General features: G+C 70.2%; 21 protein-coding genes and 1 pseudogene. 11 read left to right on the top strand and 11 right to left on the bottom strand.

The window, feature by feature from the left end:
* Nucleotides 1-62 precede the first annotated feature (62 nt).
* A pseudogene (locus A5704_RS27720) lies at nt 63-356 on the top strand (MmpS family transport accessory protein); the annotation flags it as partial.
* Here the strand turns inward: A5704_RS27720 and A5704_RS14535 are convergent.
* From A5704_RS14535 to A5704_RS14525, 3 genes are all read right to left on the bottom strand, one after another.
* Nucleotides 292-795, bottom strand: coding sequence for a hypothetical protein (locus A5704_RS14535; protein WP_369828459.1), 504 nt, complete (start codon nt 793-795; stop codon nt 292-294). The pseudogene A5704_RS27720 and the gene A5704_RS14535 sit on opposite strands and share 65 nt — an antisense overlap.
* Nucleotides 796-1,024: 229 nt before the next feature.
* Entirely contained in the window at nt 1,025-1,444 is a 420-nt protein-coding gene (locus A5704_RS14530; protein WP_067758493.1) for a cytochrome c oxidase subunit 4, read from the bottom strand.
* Between the two features lie 13 nt (nt 1,445-1,457).
* The gene (locus A5704_RS14525) at nt 1,458-2,567 is read right to left on the bottom strand and encodes a cytochrome c oxidase subunit II (protein WP_082950223.1); all 1,110 of its coding nucleotides are present in this window, start codon (nt 2,565-2,567) and stop codon (nt 1,458-1,460) included.
* A gap of 147 nt (nt 2,568-2,714) precedes the next feature.
* Between A5704_RS14525 and asnB the strand changes: the two genes are divergently transcribed.
* A complete protein-coding gene (gene asnB / locus A5704_RS14520) occupies nt 2,715-4,667 on the top strand; it encodes an asparagine synthase (glutamine-hydrolyzing) (RefSeq protein ID WP_067782308.1) in 1,953 nt (650 codons plus the stop codon).
* Nucleotides 4,668-4,830: 163 nt separating this feature from the next.
* Here the strand turns inward: asnB and A5704_RS14515 are convergent, their stop codons facing one another.
* Nucleotides 4,831-5,805: a carbohydrate kinase family protein gene (locus A5704_RS14515; protein WP_067749733.1), complete on the bottom strand. Its 975-nt coding sequence runs from the start codon at nt 5,803-5,805 to the stop codon at nt 4,831-4,833.
* 196 nt (nt 5,806-6,001) lie between these two features.
* On the opposite strand from A5704_RS14515, the gene A5704_RS14510 reads away from it, so the two are divergent.
* Nucleotides 6,002-6,646 carry a hypothetical protein gene (locus A5704_RS14510; RefSeq protein WP_067782305.1) on the top strand — a complete coding sequence of 215 codons (645 nt, stop codon included), beginning with the start codon at nt 6,002-6,004 and terminating at the stop codon, nt 6,644-6,646.
* A gap of 15 nt (nt 6,647-6,661) precedes the next feature.
* Here the strand turns inward: A5704_RS14510 and A5704_RS14505 are convergent, their stop codons facing one another.
* Both A5704_RS14505 and A5704_RS14500 read right to left on the bottom strand, forming a co-directional pair.
* On the bottom strand, nt 6,662-7,018 hold the full coding sequence (locus A5704_RS14505; RefSeq protein ID WP_067281389.1) for an iron-sulfur cluster assembly accessory protein: 357 nt from the start codon (nt 7,016-7,018) through the stop codon (nt 6,662-6,664).
* A 63-nt stretch (nt 7,019-7,081) separates the two neighbouring features.
* Nucleotides 7,082-8,158, bottom strand: a complete 1,077-nt coding sequence (locus A5704_RS14500) for a glycerate kinase (RefSeq protein ID WP_067749737.1) — start codon at nt 8,156-8,158, stop codon at nt 7,082-7,084.
* Between the two features lie 191 nt (nt 8,159-8,349).
* Here A5704_RS14500 and A5704_RS14495 point away from each other — a divergent pair, with 191 nt between their 5' ends.
* Genes A5704_RS14495 through A5704_RS14480 form a run of 4 tightly spaced genes read left to right on the top strand, consistent with a single transcriptional unit; the run spans nt 8,350 to nt 11,392 of the window.
* Nucleotides 8,350-9,033: a DUF3043 domain-containing protein gene (locus A5704_RS14495; protein ID WP_067749729.1), complete on the top strand. Its 684-nt coding sequence runs from the start codon at nt 8,350-8,352 to the stop codon at nt 9,031-9,033.
* Nucleotides 9,034-9,039: 6 nt separating this feature from the next.
* Nucleotides 9,040-9,585: a bifunctional adenosylcobinamide kinase/adenosylcobinamide-phosphate guanylyltransferase gene (locus A5704_RS14490; protein ID WP_067782302.1), complete on the top strand. Its 546-nt coding sequence runs from the start codon at nt 9,040-9,042 to the stop codon at nt 9,583-9,585.
* Nucleotides 9,582-10,637 carry a nicotinate-nucleotide--dimethylbenzimidazole phosphoribosyltransferase gene (cobT, locus tag A5704_RS14485; protein ID WP_156736722.1) on the top strand — a complete coding sequence of 352 codons (1,056 nt, stop codon included), beginning with the start codon at nt 9,582-9,584 and terminating at the stop codon, nt 10,635-10,637. The genes A5704_RS14490 and cobT overlap by 4 nt, the downstream gene beginning before the upstream one ends.
* Entirely contained in the window at nt 10,634-11,392 is a 759-nt protein-coding gene (locus tag A5704_RS14480; RefSeq protein ID WP_067749724.1) for an adenosylcobinamide-GDP ribazoletransferase, read from the top strand. Before cobT ends, A5704_RS14480 begins: the two co-directional genes overlap by 4 nt.
* Nucleotides 11,393-11,486: 94 nt before the next feature.
* Here the strand turns inward: A5704_RS14480 and A5704_RS14475 are convergent, their stop codons facing one another.
* Nucleotides 11,487-12,593, bottom strand: a complete 1,107-nt coding sequence (locus tag A5704_RS14475; protein WP_067749722.1) for a branched-chain amino acid aminotransferase — start codon at nt 12,591-12,593, stop codon at nt 11,487-11,489.
* Nucleotides 12,594-12,645: 52 nt separating this feature from the next.
* Nucleotides 12,646-13,743 carry a glycine cleavage system aminomethyltransferase GcvT gene (gcvT, locus tag A5704_RS14470; protein WP_067749720.1) on the bottom strand — a complete coding sequence of 366 codons (1,098 nt, stop codon included), beginning with the start codon at nt 13,741-13,743 and terminating at the stop codon, nt 12,646-12,648.
* A 41-nt stretch (nt 13,744-13,784) separates the two neighbouring features.
* Between gcvT and A5704_RS14465 the strand changes: the two genes are divergently transcribed.
* Together A5704_RS14465 and A5704_RS14460 are read left to right on the top strand one after the other, a co-directional pair.
* Nucleotides 13,785-14,909, top strand: coding sequence for an adenylate/guanylate cyclase domain-containing protein (locus A5704_RS14465; RefSeq protein WP_067889565.1), 1,125 nt, complete (start codon nt 13,785-13,787; stop codon nt 14,907-14,909).
* A gap of 5 nt (nt 14,910-14,914) precedes the next feature.
* Nucleotides 14,915-16,468: a leucyl aminopeptidase gene (locus A5704_RS14460; protein ID WP_067782296.1), complete on the top strand. Its 1,554-nt coding sequence runs from the start codon at nt 14,915-14,917 to the stop codon at nt 16,466-16,468.
* A gap of 88 nt (nt 16,469-16,556) precedes the next feature.
* Here the strand turns inward: A5704_RS14460 and A5704_RS14455 are convergent, their stop codons facing one another.
* Together A5704_RS14455 and A5704_RS14450 are read right to left on the bottom strand one after the other, a co-directional pair.
* Nucleotides 16,557-18,158 (bottom strand): NAD(P)/FAD-dependent oxidoreductase, encoded by a 1,602-nt coding sequence (locus tag A5704_RS14455; protein WP_067782293.1) that lies wholly within the window; start codon nt 18,156-18,158, stop codon nt 16,557-16,559.
* Nucleotides 18,155-18,604: an SRPBCC domain-containing protein gene (locus A5704_RS14450; RefSeq protein ID WP_067749735.1), complete on the bottom strand. Its 450-nt coding sequence runs from the start codon at nt 18,602-18,604 to the stop codon at nt 18,155-18,157. Before A5704_RS14450 ends, A5704_RS14455 begins: the two co-directional genes overlap by 4 nt.
* 134 nt (nt 18,605-18,738) lie before the next feature.
* Here A5704_RS14450 and A5704_RS14445 point away from each other — a divergent pair, with 134 nt between their 5' ends.
* Entirely contained in the window at nt 18,739-19,083 is a 345-nt protein-coding gene (locus tag A5704_RS14445; protein WP_067782291.1) for an aminopeptidase, read from the top strand.
* Nucleotides 19,084-19,092: 9 nt separating this feature from the next.
* Here A5704_RS14445 and A5704_RS14440 read toward each other — a convergent pair whose 3' ends face one another.
* Nucleotides 19,093-20,868 (bottom strand): SDR family oxidoreductase, encoded by a 1,776-nt coding sequence (locus A5704_RS14440; RefSeq protein ID WP_067782288.1) that lies wholly within the window; start codon nt 20,866-20,868, stop codon nt 19,093-19,095.
* A gap of 188 nt (nt 20,869-21,056) precedes the next feature.
* Here A5704_RS14440 and sucB point away from each other — a divergent pair.
* The coding region (sucB, locus tag A5704_RS14435; protein WP_067889562.1) for a 2-oxoglutarate dehydrogenase, E2 component, dihydrolipoamide succinyltransferase at nt 21,057-22,773 on the top strand (1,717 nt) is incomplete at its 3' end.

Here is a 22,773-nt window from a genome sequence, read left to right as displayed (position 1 = left end):
CTTTCTGACCGCGTACGTCGGCCCCGATGACGGTCATCACGTGCTGACGTTTCCGTTCCCATCCGGACCAGTTCACCCCGGCCGGCCCGCGGCAGGTGACCTACTCGGTCACCGGCACCAAGGCGCCCGGGGACATCATCTCGGTGACCTACGTCGACGCGTCCGGGCGGCGGCGTACGCAGCACAACGTGTACATCCCGTGGTCGATGACGGTCACGCCGATCTCGCAGTCCGACGTGGGCTCCGTCGAGGCGTCCAGCCTCTTCCGGGTCAGCCGGCTCAACTGCTCGATCACGACGAGCGACGGAACGGTCCTCTCGTCGAACACCAACGACGCACCGCAGACGAGCTGCTGATGGTCAGCAGGTATTCGGCGTACCGCCGCGGCGACGACACCATTTCGCCGGACGTGGTGGTGTTGGGGTTGGCCAGCTTGGTGGTGTCGGTGCGCGCGAACAGCAGCGACACCGACACCACGAGCGCGATTGCGGCCACTATCGCGGCGACCCCGACCACCCACGGCCAGCGCGGGGCGGCGTGTTCGTCCTCCGCCTCGTCCGACTCGTCGAAGGTGTCGTAGTCGTAGAGCCTGAGGTCGGCCGGCAGGTAGGGCCCGCTGATGAAGTGCTCGGACTCCGGGGCCGAATAGGCCCGGGAATAGGCGTCGGTCTGGCCCGTCTGGTCGGCCTCCGGCTCGGCGCCGTCGTCGAACGGTTCGAGCTCGTCGTCCGCCGTGGCTTCGTGGGCGTTCGCGGGCTCGTCGGCGGAATCCGGTTGGTGGGGAGCCTCGTTCACGGAATCGGGTTCCTCAGGTTCCCATTCCGGGGGTTTCGGCCCACTCATCTCTGCCTGCCCTGTCCGACTGCCTCACCAGCGCGCGGGGCCCCGCGGCCATACCGTTGCGCGCGCGCTTGAAAAATTGTCAATTGCCTGGGCAAAACACTACCGAACGCAGGGGGGCAAAGAAGTCTTGGCGAAGCGGCCACAGATCACGTGATCTGATTGTGACCTTTATGGATACGAATCAGTGCTTCTCGGGACCGACGTAGTACTCGAAGACCAATCCCGCGACCGACGCGAGGACGAACATCACGCCCGCGGCGATCAGCCACGGCAGCCACAACGCGATACCGACAGCGGAAACCGATGCCGACAACGCGATCAGGATCGGCCACCAGCTGTGCGGGCTGAAGAAGCCCAATTCACCTGCTCCGTCGCTGATCTCGGCGCCTTCGTAGTCCTCGGGCCGGGTGTCGATGCGACGCGCCACGAACCGGAAGAAGGTGGCCACGATCAACGCCAGGCCACCGGTCAGCGCCAGCGCGGTCGTGCCGGCCCACTCCTCGCCACCGGTGGCGAAAAGCGCTGTCAGCACGCCATAAAGCACCGCAACCAAAATGAAAAACCCGGCGACGAATTCGAAAAGCCTGGCTTCAATATGCATTTGGTGTCCTAACCTACTGGCTTCCGGCCAACTGACCGCGCTTGGTGTCGAACGGGTGGGTGGTCACCGCGAGCGGCGCCTGACCGATCGCCTGCAATGCCTGCGCGTTGCTCTTACCGTCGATCCGCTGCTGCAGGTAAGCCTTGAAGTCGTTGGGCGGCACCACCCGAACCTCGAAGTTCATCATCGAGTGATACGTGCCACAGAACTCGGCGCAGTGCCCGACGAAAGCCCCGGCCTTGCTGATGTCGTCCACCTGGAAGACGTTCACCGAGTTGTTCGCCTCGGCGTTGGGGATCACGTCGCGCTTGAACAGGAACTCGGGCACCCAGAACGTGTGGATGACGTCGGCCGAGGCCAACCGGAACTGAATGCGCTTGCCGGTCGGCAACACCAGCACCGGGATCTCGTCGCTGGTGCCCAGGATCTCGACCTTGTCGAAGTTCAGGTAGGTGCGGTCCGAGGTGTTGAGCCCGCGGACCGGTCCGACGAGCTCCTCACCGTGCGCGTCCTTGCCCTCGGGCTTGGAGACCATCGCGTTCTTGCGCGCCTGATCGACACCGTCGTAGGTCAGCGTGCCGTCCTTGAAGTCGACGCGCTGGTAGCCGAACTTCCAGTTCCACTGGAAGGCGGTGACGTCGACCACCACCTCCGGGTCCTTGTCGACGTGCAGCATCTTCTCCTGCACCACGACCGTGAAGTAGAACAGCACCGAGATGATCAGGAACGGCGTCACCGTGAGCACCAGCTCCAGCGGCATGTTGTAGCCGAACTGGCGCGGCAGCTCGGTGTCGGTGGCCTTCTTGCGGTGGAAGGCCGACGCCCAGAAGATCAAGCCCCACACGATCACCCCGACGACCAGAGAGGCGATCGTCGCCCCGACCCACAGCTCGCGGTTGATCTGGGCCTGCGGGGTGATGCCCTTGGGCCAGCCGAGGCCCAGCACGTCCGACCAGCTGCATCCGCTCAGGGTGACCGCCAACACGCCGAACGTCGCGGCCAGCGCCAGCGGCCGCAGACGACGGGACCGACCCCGCCGAACGCCCCCGGAACGGCGGCCAGAAAGGCTGTCAAACCTGCCCTGCGACAAACGTTGCGAACGGGCCTGCTCGCGAGGTGTCACGTTGGCGCCTCCTGCTCGGATATCGAATACTACGCAGCGTAGACCACGCCGCTGACCCGAGCGACGAAACCCCGGCCCACCGGCCCCGCACGACGTGCCGGGTGCGACCGCCACGGGCGTGCCCGGAGTGCGGCATACTGGGGCGCCGTGTGTGGTCTGCTGGCGTTTGTCGCCGCCCCGGACGGTGCCGGCGCCGACGCCGCCGCCCGGGCCGACGGTGCGATCGCCCGCGCGTCGCATCTGATGCGCCACCGCGGCCCCGACGAGCCGGGCACCTGGACCGACCCGGGCGCCGACGGGGCCGTCGTGTTCGGCTTCAACCGGCTGTCGATCATCGACATCGCGCATTCGCACCAGCCGCTGCGGTGGGGTCCGCCGGAGGCGCCCGACCGCTACGTGCTGGTGTTCAACGGCGAGATCTACAACTACCTCGAGCTGCGCGACGAGCTGGCCACCGCGCACGGCGCCGCCTTCGCCACCGACGGCGACGCCGAGGCCATCGTCGCCGGATACCACTACTGGGGCGCCGACGTGCTCACCCGGCTACGCGGCATGTTCGCCTTCGCCCTGTGGGACACCGCCACGCTCGAATTGTTCTGCGCCCGAGACCCATTCGGCATCAAGCCGCTCTTCATGGCGACCGGCGCCGGGGGCACCGCGGTGGCCAGTGAGAAGAAATGCCTGCTGGACCTCGCCGAACTGGTCGGGTTCGACACCGGGATCGATCGGCGGGCCGTGCAGCACTACACCGTGCTGCAGTACGTGCCCGAGCCCGAGACGCTGCACCGCGGGGTGCGCCGGCTCGAATCGGGCTGCTACGCGCGGATCACGGCCGGGCGGCCGCCGGAGGTCACCCGCTATTTCGTGCCGAGGTTCGCCGCGGTGCCGATGAGCCGGGACACCGAACAGGTCCGCTACGACGAGATCACCGCGGTGCTCGAGGACTCGGTGGCCAAGCACATGCGCGCCGACGTCACCGTCGGGGCGTTTCTGTCCGGCGGCATCGACTCCACCGCGATCGCGGCGCTGGCCATCCGGCACAACCCCAAGCTGATCACCTTCACCACCGGTTTCGAGCGGGAGGGTTTCTCCGAGATCGACGTCGCGGTGGCCTCCGCCGAGGCGATCGGCGCCCGCCACATCGCAAAGGTGGTGCACCCGGACGAATTCGTCGCGGCCCTGCCCGAAATCGTCTGGTATCTCGACGAACCGGTGGCCGACCCCGCGCTGGTGCCGCTGTTCTTCGTCGCCCGTGAGGCCCGCAAGCACGTCAAGGTGGTGCTGTCCGGGGAGGGGGCCGACGAACTGTTCGGCGGCTACACGATCTACCGGGAACCGTTGTCGCTCAAGCCGTTCGACTACCTGCCGCGGCCGCTGCGGCGGTCGATGGGCAAGGTGTCCAAGCCGCTGCCGGAGGGGATGCGGGGCAAGAGCCTGCTGCACCGCGGCTCGCTGACCCTCGAGGAGCGCTATTACGGCAACGCCCGCAGCTTCTCCGACGCCCAGCTGCGCGACGTGCTGCCCGGCTTCCGCGAGGAATGGACCCACACCGACGTCACCGCTTCGGTGTACGCACAGTCGAAGGGCTGGGACCCGGTGGCGCGCATGCAGCACATCGACCTGTTCACCTGGCTGCGCGGCGACATCCTGGTCAAGGCGGACAAGATGACGATGGCCAACTCGCTGGAGCTGCGGGTGCCGTTCCTGGATCCCGAGGTGTTCGCCGTCGCCTCGCGGCTGCCCGTCGAGGCCAAGATCACCCGCACCACCACCAAGTACGCGCTGCGGCGGGCGCTTGAGCCCATCGTTCCCGCGCACGTGCTGCACCGGCCCAAGCTCGGGTTCCCGGTGCCGATCCGGCATTGGTTGCGCGCGGGCGAATTGCTGGACTGGGCCTACGGGTTGGTGGCGTCCTCGCAGGCCGGTCACCTCGTCGACCTGCCGGCCGTAGGGCGCATGCTCGACGAGCACCGCAACGGCGTCAGCGATCACAGCCGCCGGCTGTGGACGCTGCTGATCTTCATGCTCTGGCACGCGATCTTCGTCGAACACAGCGTGGTGCCGCAGATCAGCGAGCCGGTCTACCCCGTCCAGCTCTGAGGGTTCTGCCCCCGCCGCATCCCCTCCAGCTCTGAGGCCGTCGGCTTTACGAAGAGCGTGCGATGAGGGCTTCGAGCGTGCGTCCTGGGCGGAGATTTCTCGAATTTCGCGCCCTCAGCGCACGCGCGAAGCCAAGAGCGCACACTCGATTAGGCGGCCAGGTTCAGGCCAGCACCGCGGCGATCTCGTTGGCCGCGTCGTCGCCGTAGGCGCCCGCCAACCGGCTCACCGCGGTCTCGCGGTTCCAGTCCCAGTTCTGCGTTCCGGTGGATTCCAGCACCAGCACGGCGACCAGCGAACCCAGCTGCGCGGAGCGTTCCAGGCTCAGGCCGGCGCTGCGTCCGGTGAGGAAGCCCGCGCGGAACGCGTCGCCGACGCCGGTGGGGTCGGTCTGGCTGGTTTCGGGCACCACGTCGACGTGGGTCGTCGTGCCGTCGGGCTCGACGATGTCGACGCCCTTGGGTCCCAGCGTGGTCACCCGCAGCCCGACCTTGCCCTGCACGTCGGCTTCCGACCAGCCGGTCTTGTTGAGCAGCAGCTCCCACTCGTAGTCGTTGGTGAACAGGTAGGCGGCCCCGTCGACGAGCTTGTCGATCTCGTCACCGGACAGGCGGGGCAGCTGCTGGGACGGGTCGGCGGCGAAGGCCAGGCCCAGCTTGCGGCACTCCTCGGTGTGCACCACCATCGCGTCAGGGTCGTTCGCCCCGATGATCACCAGGTCCGGCTCGCCGATGGACGACACCACGTCGGCGAGCTTGATGTTGCGGGCCTCCGACATCGCGCCGGGGTAGAACGACGCGATCTGGGCCATGTCCTCGTCGGTGGTGCAGGTGAAGCGCGCGGTGTGCGCCGTCTTCGAGATGAGCACGTTGTCGCAGTTGACGTTGTGCGACTGCAGCCAGTGCCGGTAGTCGTCGAAGTCGTCGCCGGCCGCGCCGACCAGCGCCACGTCACCGCCGAGCACGCCGATGGCGTAGGCGATGTTGCCCGCCACGCCGCCGCGGTGGATCACCAGGTCGTCGACCAGAAAACTGAGCGATACCTTCTGCAGATGCTCAGCCAGCAGGTGTTCGGAAAACTTGCCGGGGAACCGCATCAAATTGTCGGTCGCAATCGAACCTGTCACCGCGATCGTCACGAATGTCTCCGCCCTTCGTTAGTAAGGTTATCTAGCTTACGCACGCGCCTGGACCGTTGCTGTGTCCACCGTCGGCGCGAAGCGGTGCGCTAGCCTCCCTAGGGAACTCGCTCAAGTCGCCGGGACACGATGCTCGGTCGGGGTATACCGCACCCAGCCCGTCGATACGTCCCGTCTACCACCGTAGGAGACCACGATGGCAGGTCCGCACTCGCCGAACCACACCGTCGGCGGCAGCGGACCCGAGCCAGCGGAGTCTCAGCCGCTCGAGTTTCCCGACGACCCCCGCGCCGGTGGCGCGGCCCCCGCCGATTATGCCGGGCAGGCACCGCCGCCGATGCCCTACCCGCAGCGGCGGTCCAAGCGGCGGTTGATCATCGGCCTGCTGTTGGCCGTGGCCCTGGTGGCGGCCCTGACCGTGGCGATCGTCTACGGCGTGCGCACCAACGGGGCCAACACCGGCGCCACGTTCTCCGAGGGCGCCGCCAAGACGGCGATCCAGGGGTATCTGGACGCCTTGGATCACCGCGACATCGAGGAGATCGAACGCAACGCGCTGTGCGGCATGTACGACGGCGTCCGCGACAAACGGTCCGACCAGGCGCTGGCCAAGTTGAGCAGCGACGCGTTCCGCAAGCAGTTCTCCGAGGTCGAGGTGACCTCGATCGACAAGATCGTCTACCTGTCGCAGTACCAGGCCCAGGCGCTGTTCACGATGAAGGCGTCGCCCGCGGCGGGGGGCCCGATGCGCGGTGAACTGCAGGGCGTCGCCCAGCTGCTGTTCCAGCGGGGCCAGATCATGGTGTGCTCGTACGTGCTGCGCACCGGCGGCTCGTACTGAGCGGGCGTTACCCGGTCAGTTGAACGAGTCGCCGCAGGCGCAGGACCCGGTGGCGTTGGGGTTGTCGATCGTGAAGCCCTGCTTCTCGATGGTGTCGACGAAGTCGATGGACGCGCCCTCCACGTACGGCGCGCTCATCCGGTCGACCGTCAACGTCACGCCGCCGAAGTCCGCGGTCAGGTCGCCGTCGAGCGTCCGGTCGTCGAAGAAGAGGTTGTAGCGCAGGCCTGCGCACCCGCCAGGCTGGACCGCGATCCGCAACGCCAGGTCGTCCCGCCCCTCCTGGTCGAGCAGGGACTTTGCCTTGGTGGCGGCGGCCTCGGTCAGGATCACGCCGTGCGTCTTGGCGTTCGACTCGTTTTGCACCGTCATTGCTTCTCCTACATGCCTCTCGTTGGCTGGGTCTTCAGGCTGGGCCCGAGAAAGTCCACTAGCTCAACGGTACCTTGCAGGACCGCTATTCCCGAGTCGCGAGGCCACGACGGATGCCAGACCCATGAGCTGATTGGCCGCGTCGGCCTGCGCCAGCCGCACCGAGCCGGCGTGCTCGGCGATGGAAAGGGCGGCCATGATGCCCGCCGACCGGACCGTGGCGTTGTCCAGTCCCACCTGGCCGGCCAGCACGATCACCGGCACTCCCCGCGGCCGGGCGGCGTCGGCGAGATAGCCCACCACCTTGCCGTGCAGCGACTGCTCGTCGAACCGGCCCTCCCCGGTGACGATCAGCTCCGCCATGTCCAGGTCGTCGGCCAGGCGGGTGTGATGGGCGATGATCGCCGCGCCCGACTCGCACCGGCCGCCCAGCGCCAGCAGCCCGGCGCCGATGCCGCCGGCCGCGGCCGCGCCCGGTTCGGAGCTCACGTCGCGGCCGGCGACCGCTTCCAGGATCAGCGCCCACGCCTGCAGGCGGACCTCCAACGCGGCGACGGTGACCGTGTCCGCGCCCTTCTGCGGGCCGAAGACCCTGGCCGCACCCCAGGGCCCGAGCAGCGGGTATTCGGTGTCGGAGGCGGCGATGAGCTCCACGTTGGCCAGCTGGCGACGGGCGGAGTCCAGGCCGCCGAGTTCGGCGATCATGCCCTGCCCGCCGTCGGTGCAGGCGCTGCCGCCCAGCCCGACCACGATGCGCGTCGCCCCGGCCCGCAGCGCCTCGGCGATCAGCTGCCCCACTCCCCTGCTGTGGGCCGCCATCGCCGTCTCCGGGGTGGGCGGACCGCCCAGTAGGGCCAGGCCGCACGCCTGCGCGCATTCCAGATAGGCGGTCGTCGTGGCGGGGTCGAACACCCACGCGGCCTCGACCATGGTGGACAGCGGACCGGACACCCGCAGCCGCCGGGCCTTGCCCAGCCGGCTGGCGAGCACCTCGACGAATCCGGGGCCGCCGTCGGACTGCGGGGCGACGATGAACCGATCGCCCGGCCGGCATCGGGTCCACCCCGTCGCAATGGCCGCGGCGGCCTCCACGGCCGTCATGCTGTCGCCGTAACAATCGGGGGCGACCAGGACGAGCATGGCCGGCAGCTGCAGACGGCCGGGAGCGAGGCCCAAAGCAGCATCATCCGAGGCCATGGTGCCGTCGTCCATCACAGGCAGCCGTTCATCACTGGTAAGAGTAGGGCCAACCGAGGCGCTGACGCAGGTCTAATAGCAAGGCATTCCAAGCCAATTCCGGGGCGGCTCATTCGCGAAGTAACCTGGCCTCTGTGAAGTTGATGGGCCGTAAGAAGGGCCAGGACGAGGACCTTGACGAGGGCGCTGCCGCGCTCGATGCCGGCGGCGCCCCCGAGACGACGTCGCGTGGCGGGCGTGGGACGAGCCCCAAGGGCCGGCCCACGCCGAAGCGCAACGAGGCGCGGCGCACCGCGCGGAAGGGTCCGGTCGCGCCCGCACCAATGACCGCGTCCGAGGCGCGGGCCCGCCGCAAATCGATGGCCGGTCCCAAGCTCAGCCGCGAAGAGCGCAGGGCCGACCGGGCCGCCAACCGCGCCAAGATGACCGATCGCCGGGAGCGCATGATGGCCGGCGACGAGGCATACCTGCTGCCGCGCGACAAGGGCCCGGTCCGGCGCTACGTGCGCGACGTGGTGGACGCCCGGCGCAACCTGCTGGGCCTGTTCATGCCGGCGACGTTGTTCTTGATGTTCGCCCTGTTCACCACCCCGCAGCTGCAGCTCTACGTCTCCCCGGCGATGCTGCTGCTGATGGCGGTGATGCTGGTCGACGGGCTGCTGCTGGGCCGCAGGGTGAGCAAGCTGGTGGACGCGAAGTTCCCGGACAACACCGAAAGCCGTTGGAAGCTGGGCCTGTACGCCGCCAGCCGGGCCTCGCAGATGCGACGGCTGCGGACCCCGCGGCCCCAAGTCAAGCGCGGCGCCGATGTCAAGTAGGCCCGCCTGAGCGCGGCGCGCACGCTGGTGCTCGGCGGGATCCGATCGGGCAAATCCCGGTGGGCCGAGGACGCCATCGCCGCGACGCTGCCGGCGGGCCGTCCGGTTTGTTATCTGGCCCCCGGCCCGGCCGGCGACGACGATGCGGGCTGGGCGGACCGCGTCGCCGAGCACCGCGGCCGCCGGCCCGGCCATTGGTCGACGGTCGAAACCGGCGACATCGCAGGCCAATTGCGCGCGGCGCCGGACACCCCGACCCTCGTCGACGACCTGGGCTCCTGGCTCACCGGCACGCTGGACCGCCACCACGGGTGGGACGGCGGGTCGGTCGCGGCGCCCATCGAAGCCATGCTCGCCGCCGTCGGCGCCTTCAACTCCACGCTGGTGCTGGTCAGCCCCGAGGTCGGGCTGACCGTCGTGCCGCCCACCGCGTCCGGGCGCCGGTTCGCCGACGAATTGGGCAGCCTCAACCAGCGCGTCGCCGAGCTCTGCGACCGGGTGGTGCTGGTGGTCGCCGGGCAGGCGGTGCCGATCAAGCCGTCGGTGACGTGATGGAGTTCGCCCCGGTGTCGCCGCCCGACTCGGGCGTCGCCGCCGCCGCCCGCGCCCGCCAGGACGAACTGACCAAGCCGCGGGGGGCGCTGGGACGCCTCGAAGACCTGTCGGTGTGGATCGCGTCGTGCCAAGGGCATTGCCCACCAAGGCAATTCGAACGCGCCCGGGTGGTGGTGTTCGCGGGTGACCACGGTGTGGCGCGGTCCGGGGTGTCGGCCTACCCGCCGGAGGTGACCGCGCAGATGGTCGCCAACTTCGAGGCCGGCGGCGCGGCCATCAATGTGCTGGCCGACCTCGCCGGCGCGACCGTGCGCGTCGCGGACCTGGCGGTTGACGGTGACGCACCGGCGGACCGGATCGGCGCCCACAAGGTGCGGCGCGGCAGCGGCGACATCGCCGTCGAGGACGCGTTGTCCGAAGCCGAGACCCTCGCCGCGATCGCCGCGGGCCGGGCCATCGCCGACGAGGAGGTCGACGCCGGGGCCGACCTGCTGATCGCCGGGGACATGGGCATCGGGAACACCACCCCGGCCGCGGTATTGGTGGCGGCGCTGACGAACGCGGAGCCGGTCGCGGTGGTGGGCTTCGGCACCGGGATCGACGACGCCGGCTGGGCGCGCAAGACGGCCGCGGTGCGCGACGCCCTGTTCCGGACGTCGCGCGTGCTGCCGGACCCGGTGGCGTTGCTGCGCTGCGGGGGCGGCGCCGACCTTGCCGCGATGGCGGGCTTCTGCGCGCAGGCCGCGGTGCGGCGCACCCCGCTGCTGCTCGACGGGATGGCGGTGACGGCCGCCGCCCTGGTGGCCGAGCGGCTGGCGCCCAACGCCCGGCTGTGGTGGCAGGCCGGCCATCGGTCCACCGAGCCCGGTCATGCGCTGGCGCTGACCGAGCTCGGCCTCGAGCCGATCCTGGACCTGCGGATGCGGTTGGGCGAGGGCAGCGGCGCGGCGCTGGCGCTGCCGGTGCTGCGCGCCGCGGTGGCGACGCTGTCGTCGATGGCCACGTTCACCCAGGCCGGCGTGTCCGATCGGGCCGCTCCCCCGCCGTGATGCGTTCGCTGGCAACGGCTTTCGCGTTCGGCACGGTCCTGCCCGTCCCCCGTTCGCGCGGTGCCGCGATGGGCCGCGGCGCCATGACGGCGCTGCCCGTGGTTGGCGCAGGCCTTGGTGCGCTCGCCGCCGCGGTGACGTGGGGCGGGGCTCACGCCTTCGGGCCGTCCTCTGCGCTCTCGGGCCTGCTCGCGGTCGCGGCGCTGCTGTTGGCGACCCGCGGCCTGCACATCGATGGTGTCGCCGACACCGCCGACGGGTTGGGCTGTTACGGGCCGCCCGAGCGCGCCCTGGCGGTGATGCGCGACGGGTCGACCGGCCCGTTCGGCGCGGCGGCCGTCGCCTTGACGGTCACGCTGCAGGGGCTGGCGTTCGCGGCGCTCGGGGCGGCGGGCAGGCCGGGGCTCACCGGCATCGCCGTGGCGGTCGCCGCCGGCCGGGTGGCCGCGGTGGTGGCCAGCCGACGGTCGGTGCCCGCGGCCGCGGGCAGCGCGCTGGGCGCGCGGGTCGCGGGCAGCCAGCCGGTGGCCGTCGCGGCCGGCTGGGTCGCCGCGCTGCTGGTCGCCGCGCTGGCGGCCGGACCGCGGGCGTGGCAGGGGCCGGTGGCGGTGCTGGCGGGCCTGGTCTGCGGCGCGGTGCTGGTGCGGCATTGCGTGCGCCGATTCGGCGGCATCACCGGCGACGTGCTGGGCGCGGCGATCGAGCTGACCACGACGGTGAGCGCCGTGGCGCTCGCCGGGCTGGTGCGGTTCTAGCGGGCGAGCGCCCGGCTCGCCGGCGAGTGTGAAGTATCTTCACGCTCGCGGCCGAACGTGAAACCAACTTCACGGCCGACGACCCGGCGAGGGCCTAGCCCAGCCGCGCCATCCAGCCGTGGGTGTCGGCGAACGTCCCGCGCTGGATCCCGGTCAGCGTGTCGCGCAGCGCCATCGTCACCTCGCCCGGCTGGCCGTCGGCGACGGTGAAGTCGGTGTCGCCGTACTTCACCTTCGAGACCGGGGTGATGACGGCGGCGGTACCGCACGCGAACACCTCGGTGATCTCGCCGGCGGCGGCCTTCTTCTGCCATTCGTCGATGTCGATCTTGCGTTCCTCGACCGAGAAACCGGCGTCAATTGCCAACTGCAGCAACGAATCCCGGGTGATCCCCGGCAACAGCGAACCGGACAGCTCCGGGGTGACCAACCGCGCCGACCCGCCGCTGCCGAACACGAAGAAGATGTTCATGCCGCCCATCTCCTCGACGAAGCGCCGTTCGACGGCGTCCAGCCACACCACCTGGTCGCACTGGTGGGCGGCGGCCTCGGCCTGCGCCAGCAGCGAGGCGGCGTAGTTGCCGCCGAACTTCGCCGCGCCGGTGCCGCCCGGGCTGGCTCGCACGTAGTCCGTCGACACCCAGACGGTGACGGGGTTGATGCCGCCCTTGAAGTAGGCGCCGGCCGGTGACGCGATCAGCAGGTACCGATACCGCTTGGATGGCCGCACGCCCAATCCGGGCTCGGTGGCGATCATGAATGGGCGCAGATACAAGGCATCTTCGCCGCCGGCCGCGGGGACCCAGGGCTTGTCGACGGCAATGAGCTGGCACAGCGAGCCCATGAACAGTTCGTCGGGCAGTTCGGGCATCGCGAGGCGCCGCGCCGACGACCGCAACCGCGCGGCGTTGGCCTCGGCGCGGAACGACACGATCGAGTCGTCCGCCCAGCGGTACGCCTTGAGCCCTTCGAAGATCTCCTGCGCGTAGTGCAGCACGATCGCCGAGGGGTCGAGTTCGATCGGGCCGTACGGGATGACCCGCGCGTCGTGCCAGCCCCGCTCGTCGTCGTAGTCGATCGACACCATGTGGTCGGTGAAGTGCTTGCCGAAACCGGGCTCGGCCAGGATGGATCCACGTTCGGCGTCGGTCGCGGGGTTGGCCGAACGCGAAACCGTGAACTCGAGGGAGCCGCTGGTCATGGGGCGATTGTATATCCGCCTGCGACCGGGCTTTTCATCTGAAGCGGCGGCACTAACGGGTCTTCGCTTCGACGAAGGGCGGCCGCACGACTTCGCACTCCGCGGCGCGCCCGCGAATGTCGACGGTGACCCGCTGGCCGTCCTCGACCTCGGCGCCGGCGTCGATGAGCGCCAGCGCGATGCCGACTTGCAGCGTCGGGGAGAAGGTTCCCGAGGTGGTGACCCCGACCGGCGCCTCGCCGGCGAGCACCGTCAGACCGGGCCGCAGCACACCGCGGCCGACCATCCGCAATCCGCGCAGCAGCCGTCGCGGCCCGGCCGCCTTCTCGGCCAGCAGCGCGTCCCGGCCGAAGAACGCGTCCTTCTTCCATCCGATCGCCCAGCCGCATCGGGCCTGCAGCGGCGAAATGTCCAGCGCCAGTTCGTGCCCGTGCAGCGGATAGCCCATCTCGGTGCGCAGCGTGTCGCGGGCGCCCAGGCCGGCGGGCTCGCCGCCGGCGGCGCCGACCGCCGCGGCCAGCGCGTCGAACACCACCGCCGCGGATTCCCAGGGCGGCAGCAGCTCGTAGCCGTGCTCCCCGGTGTATCCGGTCCGGCACACCCGCACCGGCACCCCCTCGTAGGAGGCGTCGGCGTAGCCCATGTAGTCCATGTCGGTCGGCAGCCCCAGCCCGCCGAGCACGTCCGCCGCGCGCGGGCCTTGCACCGCCAGCACCGCGTACGAGCGGTGCTCGTTGGTGATCGTCAGACCTGTCGGGGCCGCCGCCTGCAGCGCCTCGACCACCGCGGCGGTGTTGGCGGCGTTTGGCACCAGGAAGATCTCGTCGTCGCCGACGTAGTAGGCGATCAAGTCGTCGATGACACCGCCGGATTCGTTGCAGCACAAGGTGTATTGGGCCTTGCCCGGGCCGATGCGGCGCAAGTCGTTGGTGAGCGTCGAGTTGACGAATTCGGCGGCGCCCGGCCCGCGGATCAACGCCTTGCCGAGGTGGCTGACGTCGAACAGACCGACCGCGTTGCGGGTGGCGTTGTGCTCGCTGACGGTGCCGGCATACGACACGGGCATGAGCCAGCCGCTGAACTCGGCGAAACTGGCCCCCAACGCGCGGTGGCGGTCTTCCAACGGGCCATGCTGTAGGTCATCGGTCACGACGGTTCACCCTAATCGCGGGTGCTGGCACACTTGGGTGGGTGGTCGATTCCCCGGACTTCGCGGCGCTGGAGGCCGCCGGGATCGCGAACGCGCGCGAGCGGGCCGACCTGATCAAGTACCTGGACGAACTCGGCTTCACCGTCGACGAGATGGTGGAAGCCGAACAGCGTGGGCGGCTGTTCGGCCTCGCCGGTGACGTGCTGCAATGGTCGGGGCGCCCGGTCCACACGATCGCGACAGCGGCCGAACAACTCGGCCTGACGGCCGAGGAGGTCACCCACGCGTGGGGTTTGCTCGGCCTCACCGTGGCCGGCCCCGACGTTCCGGTGCTGAGCCAGGCCGACGTCGACGCGCTGGCGACCTGGGTCGGCCTGAAGACGGTGGTGGGTGAGGACGGCGCGTTCGGATTGCTGCGGGTGCTCGGCGCGGCGATGGCCCGGCTCGCGGAGGCCGAGTCCACGGCCATCCGGGCCGGGACGCCGGACATCCAGATGACCTACACCAACGACGAACTCGCCACGGCGCAGGCGTACCGCGCGGTGGCGGAGTTCGTCCCCCGGATTTCGGCGCTGATCGACGTCGTCCACCGGCATCATCTGACCGGCGCCCGAACCCACTTCGAGGGCGTCCTGCGCGACACCTCGGCAAGCGTGGTGTGCGGCATCGGTTTCGCGGACCTGTCCGGTTTCACCGTGCTCACCCGCGCGCTCACCCCCGCGCAGCTTTCGGCGTTGCTCAACGAGTTCGCCGGCACCGTCGCGGACGTGGTGCATCGCGACGGCGGCCGGGTGGTGAAGTTCATCGGCGACGAGGTGATGTGGGTGAGCGCGTCGCCCGAACGCCTCGCCAAGGCGGCGGTGGACCTGGTCAACCATCCGCGGGCGCGCGAGGAGGGCCTGCAGGTGCGCGCCGGCCTGGCCTTCGGCTCCGTCCTGGCGATCAACGGGGACTACTTCGGCAGCCCCGTCAACCTCGCGGCGCGTCTGGTCGGGGCCGCGGCCCCGTGCCAGATCCTGGCCGATTCGGCGCTGCACGAACGCTTGCCGGGCTGGCCGGCGACGCCGCGGGGTCCCTTCGAGCTCAAAGGTTTTGACACCCCCACGATCGCCTTCGAGCTGCACGGTCGGGACGCCGCCGGTCTCGGCTCGGCCTCCGGCGATTAGGGTGAATGCCCGTGACCGCCGATTTGAGCTACGACAGCCCCTCCGTCAACGTCGCCACATCGCTGCCGAAACGCGGGGCGGGCTCTTCGGTGTTGATCGTGCCCGTCGTCTCGACCGGCGACGAGGACAGACCGGGGGCGACGGTGGCCCCGGGCGAATCGCTGCTGCCGGCCGAGGCGGTCACCGAAATCGAGTCCGGGCTGCGCGCACTGGACGCCACCGGCGGCAGCGAGCAGGTCCACCGCCTGGTCGTGCCGTCGCTGCCGGTGTCCAGCGTGCTGACGATCGGCCTGGGCAAGCCGCGACCCGAGTGGCCCGCGGACACCGTCCGGCGCGCGGCCGGCGTGGCGGCGCGGTCGCTGGGCACCGCCGAGGCGGTGTTCGTGACGCTGCCCGGCGACTTCAGCGCCGACGTCTGCTCGGCGGCCGTCGAGGGCCTGATCCTGGGCAGCTACCGGTTCACCGACTTCCGCAGCGGCAAGACCGCGCCGAAAGACAACGGGCTGCGCAAGATCACCGTGCTGTCCGCCTCGAAGGACGCCAAAGCGGCCAGCGCGCACGGCGCCGCCGTGGCGACCGCGGTCGCCACCGCCCGCGACTTCGTCAACACACCCCCGAGCCACCTCTTTCCCGCCGAATTCGCCCGACGCGCAAGGGCTTTGGGCGAGTCGGTGGGCCTCGAGGTGGAGGTGCTCGACGACAAGGCGCTGCAGAAGGCGGGCTACGGCGGGGTGATCGGCGTCGGCCAGGGTTCGTCGCGGCCGCCGCGGCTGGTGCGGCTGACCCACCGGGGCTCGAAGCTGGCCAAGAAGCCGAAGCAGGCGAAGAAGGTCGCGCTCGTCGGCAAGGGCATCACGTTCGACACCGGCGGCATCTCGATCAAGCCGGCGGCGTCGATGCACTACATGACCTCGGACATGGGCGGCGCAGCCGCGGTCATCGCCACGGTGGCGCTGGCCGCGCAGCTGCGGTTGCCGATCGACGTGATCGCCACCGTGCCGATGGCCGAGAACATGCCGTCGGGCACGGCGCAGCGGCCCGGTGACGTGCTGACGCAGTACGGCGGCATCACCGTCGAGGTGCAGAACACCGACGCCGAGGGCCGGCTCATCCTGGCCGACGCCATCGTGCGGGCGTGTGAGGACAACCCCGACTACCTGATCGAGACCTCCACGCTGACCGGCGCCCAGACGGTGGCGTTGGGCGCCCGGATCCCCGGGGTGATGGGCAGCGACGAGTTCCGCGACCGGGTCGCCGCCATCTCGCAGCGGGTGGGCGAGAACGCCTGGCCGATGCCGCTGCCCGACGAACTCAAAGACGACCTGAAGTCCACGGTGGCCGACCTGTCCAACATCAGCGGCCAGCGCTTCGCCGGCATGCTGGTGGCCGGGGTGTTCCTGCGCGAATTCGTCGCCGACGGCGTCGGCTGGGCGCACATCGATGTGGCCGGCCCGGCGTACAACACCAGCGGCCCGTGGGGATACACGCCCAAGGGCGGCACCGGCGTGCCGACCCGCACCATGTTCGCGGTGCTCGAGGACATCGCCGAAAAGGGCTAGCAAACGGCTAGCGCCTCAGCTGACGCGTCGAACGTCACGCCAGGGTGGCACTGGCGCTCGAACGTCACGCCAGTGTGACGTTCGACGGCTAGCGCTTACCCGTCATCACCGAGAACACGGCTCGCTGCACCGTCCGGCGCGGCCAGCCGGTCGCGCCATCCGCCGCCAGCGCGGCGTTGGCTGCGTTGCGCCCGCAGGCGCCGTGCACCGAGCCGCCCGGGGTGGCCGACGCACTGCCCAGATACAGCCCCCGCACCGGGGTTTCGGCCCGGCCCATGCCGGGCGCCGGGCGAAAGATCAGCATCTGCTGCAGTTGCGCCGTGCCCCCGTTGAGCGCACCCATGTGCAGGTTGGCGTCGCTGGCCTCCAGGTCTGACGGGCGCTGAACGCAGCGGTCCACGACCGCCGAACCGAAACCCGGCGCGTGTTCCTCGATCACCCGGTCCACCGCCTCGGCGAGCCGATCGGCCGACGCGTCGTCGGCCACGTTGCGCGGCAGATGCGTGTAGGCCCAGACACTTTCGGTGCCGTTCGGGGACCTGGTCGGATCGGCCGTGGTGGTCTGGCCCAGCAACATGAAGGGATGCTCGGGCACCACCCGGGTGTTCAGGTCGGCCATCCAGCGGACCAGCCCGTCACCGTCGGCGCCCAGATGGACGGTGCCCACGCCCTGCAGGTTCTTCGCCCGCCACGGAACGGGCGCTCCCACGGCGTAGTTGACCTTCACCACCGGTGGGTCCCAGATGAAGTGCTCGAGGTCGCGTAACAGCTTGGGCGGCAACGCATCCGGCGGCAGCATGTCGCAGAACAATCGCGGGGCCGTCACGTCGGCGACGATAGCCCGCCGCGCCGCGACCGTGCGCCCCTCGGCCGTAATCACCCCGACCGCGCGGCCATCCCGCACCTGGATGCGGGACACGTTCTGGTTGCACTCGATTCGCGCGCCCGCGGAGCGGGCACGGTTGACCAGGGCGGCCGTCAACTGCCCCGAGCCCCCGACCGGCACCGGCCACCCGCAGTCCTGGGCCAGCATCGTCATCAGGAATCCCATGGCGCCGCTGATCGGCGCGTCCGGCGGGACGTCGGCGTGCATTGCGTTGCCCAGCAACAACACTCGCGGCGCTTCGCCGGCGAACAGCTCACTCGCCATGGTGTTGGCGGGCTGCACCAGCAGGCGCGCCACCCGGAGCGCGTCCGACGTGCCGAGCCTGGTCAGCAGCCGCAGCAGGGGGCGCACGGGCGGGAAGGGCGCCAACATGGCGTCCAGCAGCGGCGCCTTGATCCGCTCCCACAAATGAACCAGGCGCCACCAGTTTTCGCCGTCGGCGGGCACCCGGCGGGCGAATTCCGCCGCGGTGCGCGCCGGGTCGTGATACACGATGGGCGGGTCGTCGTCCGCCGCGCTGCGCGGATGCGCCAGCACCACCGGGGCGTGCGACCAGCGCAGGCCGTGATCCTCCAGGCCCAGGGCGGCGATCGCCGGCGAGGCCACCGTCATCGGGTAGTACGAGCTGAACAGGTCGGTGATGTATCCCGGCGTGAGCTCGGCGCTGCGAACCGCGCCGCCGGGTTCGGGCTGGGCTTCCAGCACCAACACGTCCCAGCCCGCGTCGGCCAGCATCGAGGCGGCGACCAGGCCGTGGTGTCCCGCCCCGATGACGACGGCGTCGGCGGTGTCCCGCACGCTCATTGCACCTGGCTGGGCACCTTGCGCTCCGCCAGGGCCCCCAGCCGCCAGAGGCACTCCTTGTTGCGCGGATAGGCCGCGGCCAACGCGACGGAATCGGGGACGGCCCCCATCGGGCCTTCGACGGGCACCTCGATCATCTCCACCCGGCAACCCTGCGGTGTCTCGTGCAGCAGCATCGTGATCCGCGCGGCGCCCAGCGGCCCCAGGCGGGCGCACAGCACCAGCTTGTGCGGCGGCTCGCTCTCCTCCACCACGGTCGCGTCGTTGATCACCAACGGCCAAATCCCGATCGAGTGCCTGATCGAGGACCCGGGCTCCGGCCAATTCGGATCGACGGCCCGCATGCGGCTGTTGCCCACCACCCACTGGGTGTAGGTCCACCCTTGGGCCAGCACTTCCCACACCCGCTCGCAAGGCGCGGCCACGTCCCGCGTCGCAATCAGCACCTGGTTCCCCCTCTCGGTTACCGCGGCGGAATACCCATCAACGGGCCGCTGAATCCGGCGGATACGGGGTTTACCGGCCCTGTCCAGCGGCTAATCTCCCGGGGTCGAAAACCTGTACGAAGGAAGGCGAGATCGTGACAGTGCGACGGTTGATCCTGGCCGTGGGCGCCGTGCTGCTGCTGGCCGGCGTGATCGGGCTGTTGGCGCCGGTGTCGATTTCCGACGGCAACGGCCATTCGATCGGGTGCGGAAACGCGGTCGCCACGGACCTGTCCGCGGCCAGAAGCGCCAACAACAACAGCGTGGCGAACATCCCGATCCTCAACCAGGTCGTCCCGCACACCGACTATGTGGCGCAGTGCCAGTCGTCGGTGGGCAGTCGGCGCACGTGGTCGATCCCGCTGGCGGTCGTCGGGCTGCTCGCGATCGCCGGCGCGCTGTTGACGGGCCGCCAGGGCGCGGCGCGAGCGGGAACCTGAGCCCCCGGGTCAGATCACGCGCAGGCGCGCCGCGTTCCGCAGCCCTTGCGGCGCCAGGCGCGAAAGGCCATACAGCGCATAGGCTTCCGGCGCGACCGGGCGGATCGGCTTCTTCTTCTGGACCGACGACAGGATCGCGTTCGCGACCTTCTCGGGTCCGTAGTGCCGCAGGGCGAACATCTTGCCGAGCTGGCCCCGCCGACCGTCGACCTGTTCGCCCTTTCCGGCGGGCGCGTCGAAGCGGGTGGTGTTGATGATGTTGGTGTCGATGACCCCCGGGCAGATCGTCGTCAGCCCGACGTCGGCGGCGTCGAGCTCGGCGCGCAGGCAGTCGGAGAACATGTAGGTCGCCGCCTTCGACGTGCAGTAGGCGTTCAGCGACTGCAGCGGGGCGTAGGCGGCCATCGACGAGACGTTGACGATGTAGCCGCCGGTGCCGCGCTCCACCAGCCGCCGCGCGAAGGATCGGCACCCGTTGACCACGCCGCCCAGGTTGACGTCGAGCACCCGGTCGAATTGCTCGGCCGGGGTGTCGAGGAATCCGCCCGCGTGTCCGATGCCGGCGTTGTTGACGACGATGTCGGGGACCCCGTGCTCGGCGCTGACCCGCTCGGCGAACGCCTCCACGGCATCGGCGTCGGACACGTCGAGCACGTAGGCGTGGGCGACGCCGCCGCGGGTGGCGATCTCGGCTTCCGTGGCCTTGACGGCCGCTTCGTCGATGTCGCTGATGACCAGTTCGGCGCCCTCCCGCGCGAAGGCGAACGCCGTCTCGCGTCCGATTCCGCTGCCGGCGCCGGTGACCGACACCAGGGTGTCGCCGAAGGCCCCGCGGGGACGCCCGACCTGGGCGCGCAGCAGCGCGCGGCTCGCCGGCTTGCCCTCGGCCCAAACGGCGAACTCGTGCACCGCGGCGGCCATCACCTGCGGGTGGGACATCGGCGAGAAGTGGCCGGCCCTGATGTCGCGCCGCCACAGCCTCGGCACGAACCGCGGCGTGTGGTCGTAGCCATAGGGCCGCACGTACTTGTCCCTGGTGTTGACGATCAGTTGCACCGGCACATCGACGACACGGATGCCCTGCCCGCGGCCGGAGAACGAGCGAAAGTAGTTGGCGGGATAGGTCTTCACCGAACGGGCGGCGTCGCGCGCCAGCTGCGGCGAGTGGTGGATCTGCTCGACCGGGATGTTGTCCACGGCGTTGCGCCGCAGCGCGGGAATCGACATCGTCAGCCGCAGGAACAGGGGCGCGAGCACCGGGATCGAGAAGAACAGCATGTAGCTCAATCGCAGCGCCTGGCTGACCGATCGCACAAACCGGCGCGGGCGCCACGGTTGCCGCAGGCCGCTGAAGATGTAGTCGACCAACTGCTCCTGGCTGGGGCCGGACACCGACGTGAAGGTGGCCACCCGGTCACCGGCACCGGGCCGCTTCAGGTATTCCCAGATTCCAACCGAGCCCCAGTCGTGGGCCAGCACATGCACGGCCTGGCCGGGGCTGAGCTCGCCGGTGACGGCGGCGAAGTCGTCGGCGAACCGCTCCATCGTGTAGGCCGACACCGGCTTGGGCGCCGAAGACAGGCCGACGCCGCGGTTGTCGTATCGCAGGATGCGGAACCGGTCGGCCAGCAGAGGGACGACCCCGTCCCACAGCACGTGGGAGTCGGGAAAGCCGTGCACCAGCACGACCGTGGGGCCGTCGGGATTCCCCTCTTCGTAGACAGCGATTCGCGCGCCGTCGGCGCTGTCGACGAAATGCTGCGGTAGCCATTGTGTTGCCGGCATCTTCGACCTCCCCGCTCAACTGCAGTGGCCACACCGTAGCAAGGGGGTTCGGGAAGTCCCGGGAACGTCCGCCCTGGATGTGTGCCGGCGCGGACGCAGTGACAGGATAGTTTTGGATAGCTACTTTTCAGCGGCTAGCGATGTGTTCGACCCACCCCGACCCACGAGCGATCGAGGAGTCAAAGACGATGGCCTTCTCCGTCCAGATGCCCGCACTCGGTGAGAGCGTCACCGAGGGGACGGTCACCCGCTGGCTCAAGCAGGAAGGCGACACGGTCGAACTCGACGAACCCCTCGTCGAGGTGTCCACCGACAAGGTCGACACCGAAATCCCGTCGCCCGCCGCGGGTGTCCTGACCAAGATCGTCGCCCAGGAGGACGACACGGTCGAGGTGGGCGGCGAGCTGGCCGTCATCGGCGACTCGTCCGACGGCGGCGGTTCGCAGGCGGCCCCGCAGGCGCCCAGCCAGCCCGAGCCGCAGGCCGAATCCGCCCCACCGGCCCAGCCCGAGCCCGAGCCGGAGACGGCCGCCCCCGCCCAGCCCGAACCCGAACGCGCGCCGCAGAGTTCGGGTGGCGGCGACGCGACCCCCGTGCTGATGCCCGAGCTGGGCGAATCGGTGACCGAGGGCACGGTCACCCGCTGGCTGAAGAAAGTCGGCGACTCGGTCGGCGTCGACGAGGCGCTGGTCGAGGTGTCGACCGACAAGGTCGACACCGAGATCCCCTCACCGGTGGCCGGCGTGCTGGTCAGCATCACCGCCGAGGAGGACGCCACCGTGCCGGTCGGCGGCGAGCTGGCGAGGATCGGCACCGGCTCCGAGGCCGCGTCCGCCCCCACTCCCCCGCCGGCTCCCAAACCGGAACCCAAGCCCGAGCCGGCGCCCGAAGCACCCAAGGCCGAAGCACCCAAGCCCGAAGCGCCCAAGGCCGAGCCGAAGCCCGAACCTCAGCCGGTGTCCCAGCCGGCGCCCGCGCCGAAAGCCCAACCGGCGCAAGCGCAGCCGGCCGCCGAGCCCAGCGGCTCGGGCCCGGACGGTGCGCCGTATGTGACCCCGCTGGTGCGCAAGCTGGCCACCGAGAACGGCGTCGACCTGACCGAGATCACCGGCACCGGAGTCGGTGGCCGCATCCGCAAGCAGGACGTGCTCGCCGCCGCGGAGAAGAAGCAGCAGGCCCAGAAGGCGCCCGCCCCGGCCCAGGCGCCCGCCGCGGCCCAGGGCCAGGCACCCGCCGCCGACGGCAAGCCCGCCCCGGCGGCCGCGCCCACCCCGGCGCCGGCGTTGGCGCACCTGCGCGGCACCACGCAGAAGGCGAGCCGGATCCGCCAACTCACGGCGAACAAGACCCGGGAATCCCTGCAGGCCACCGCCCAGCTCACCCAGACGCACGAGGTCGACATGACCCGGATCGTCGGACTGCGGGCCAGGGCGAAGTCCGCGTTCGCCGAGCGCGAGGGGGTCAACCTGACCTTCCTGCCGTTCATCGCCAGGGCGGTGATCGATGCGCTGAAGATCCACCCCAACATCAACGCCAGCTACAACGAGCAGACCAAGGAGATCACCTACTACGACGCCGAGCATCTAGGCTTCGCCGTCGACACCGATCAGGGGCTGCTCTCCCCCGTCATCCACAACGCCGGCGACCTGTCGCTGGCCGGGCTGGCGCGGGCCATCGCCGACATCGCCGCGCGCGCCCGGTCGGGCGACCTCAAGCCCGACGAACTGTCCGGCGGCACCTTCACGATCACTAACATCGGCAGCCAGGGCGCCTTGTTCGACACCCCCATCCTGGTGCCGCCGCAGGCGGCCATGCTGGGCACCGGGGCGATCGTGAAGCGGCCCCGGGTGATCGTCGACGAATTCGGCAACGAGTCCATCGGCGTCCGCTCCATCTGCTATCTCC

This window comes from Mycobacterium sp. E735 (genome assembly GCF_001666955.1).
Classification (GTDB): Bacteria; Actinomycetota; Actinomycetes; order Mycobacteriales; family Mycobacteriaceae; genus Mycobacterium.
This window is presented reverse-complemented; position numbering and strand designations above follow the sequence as displayed.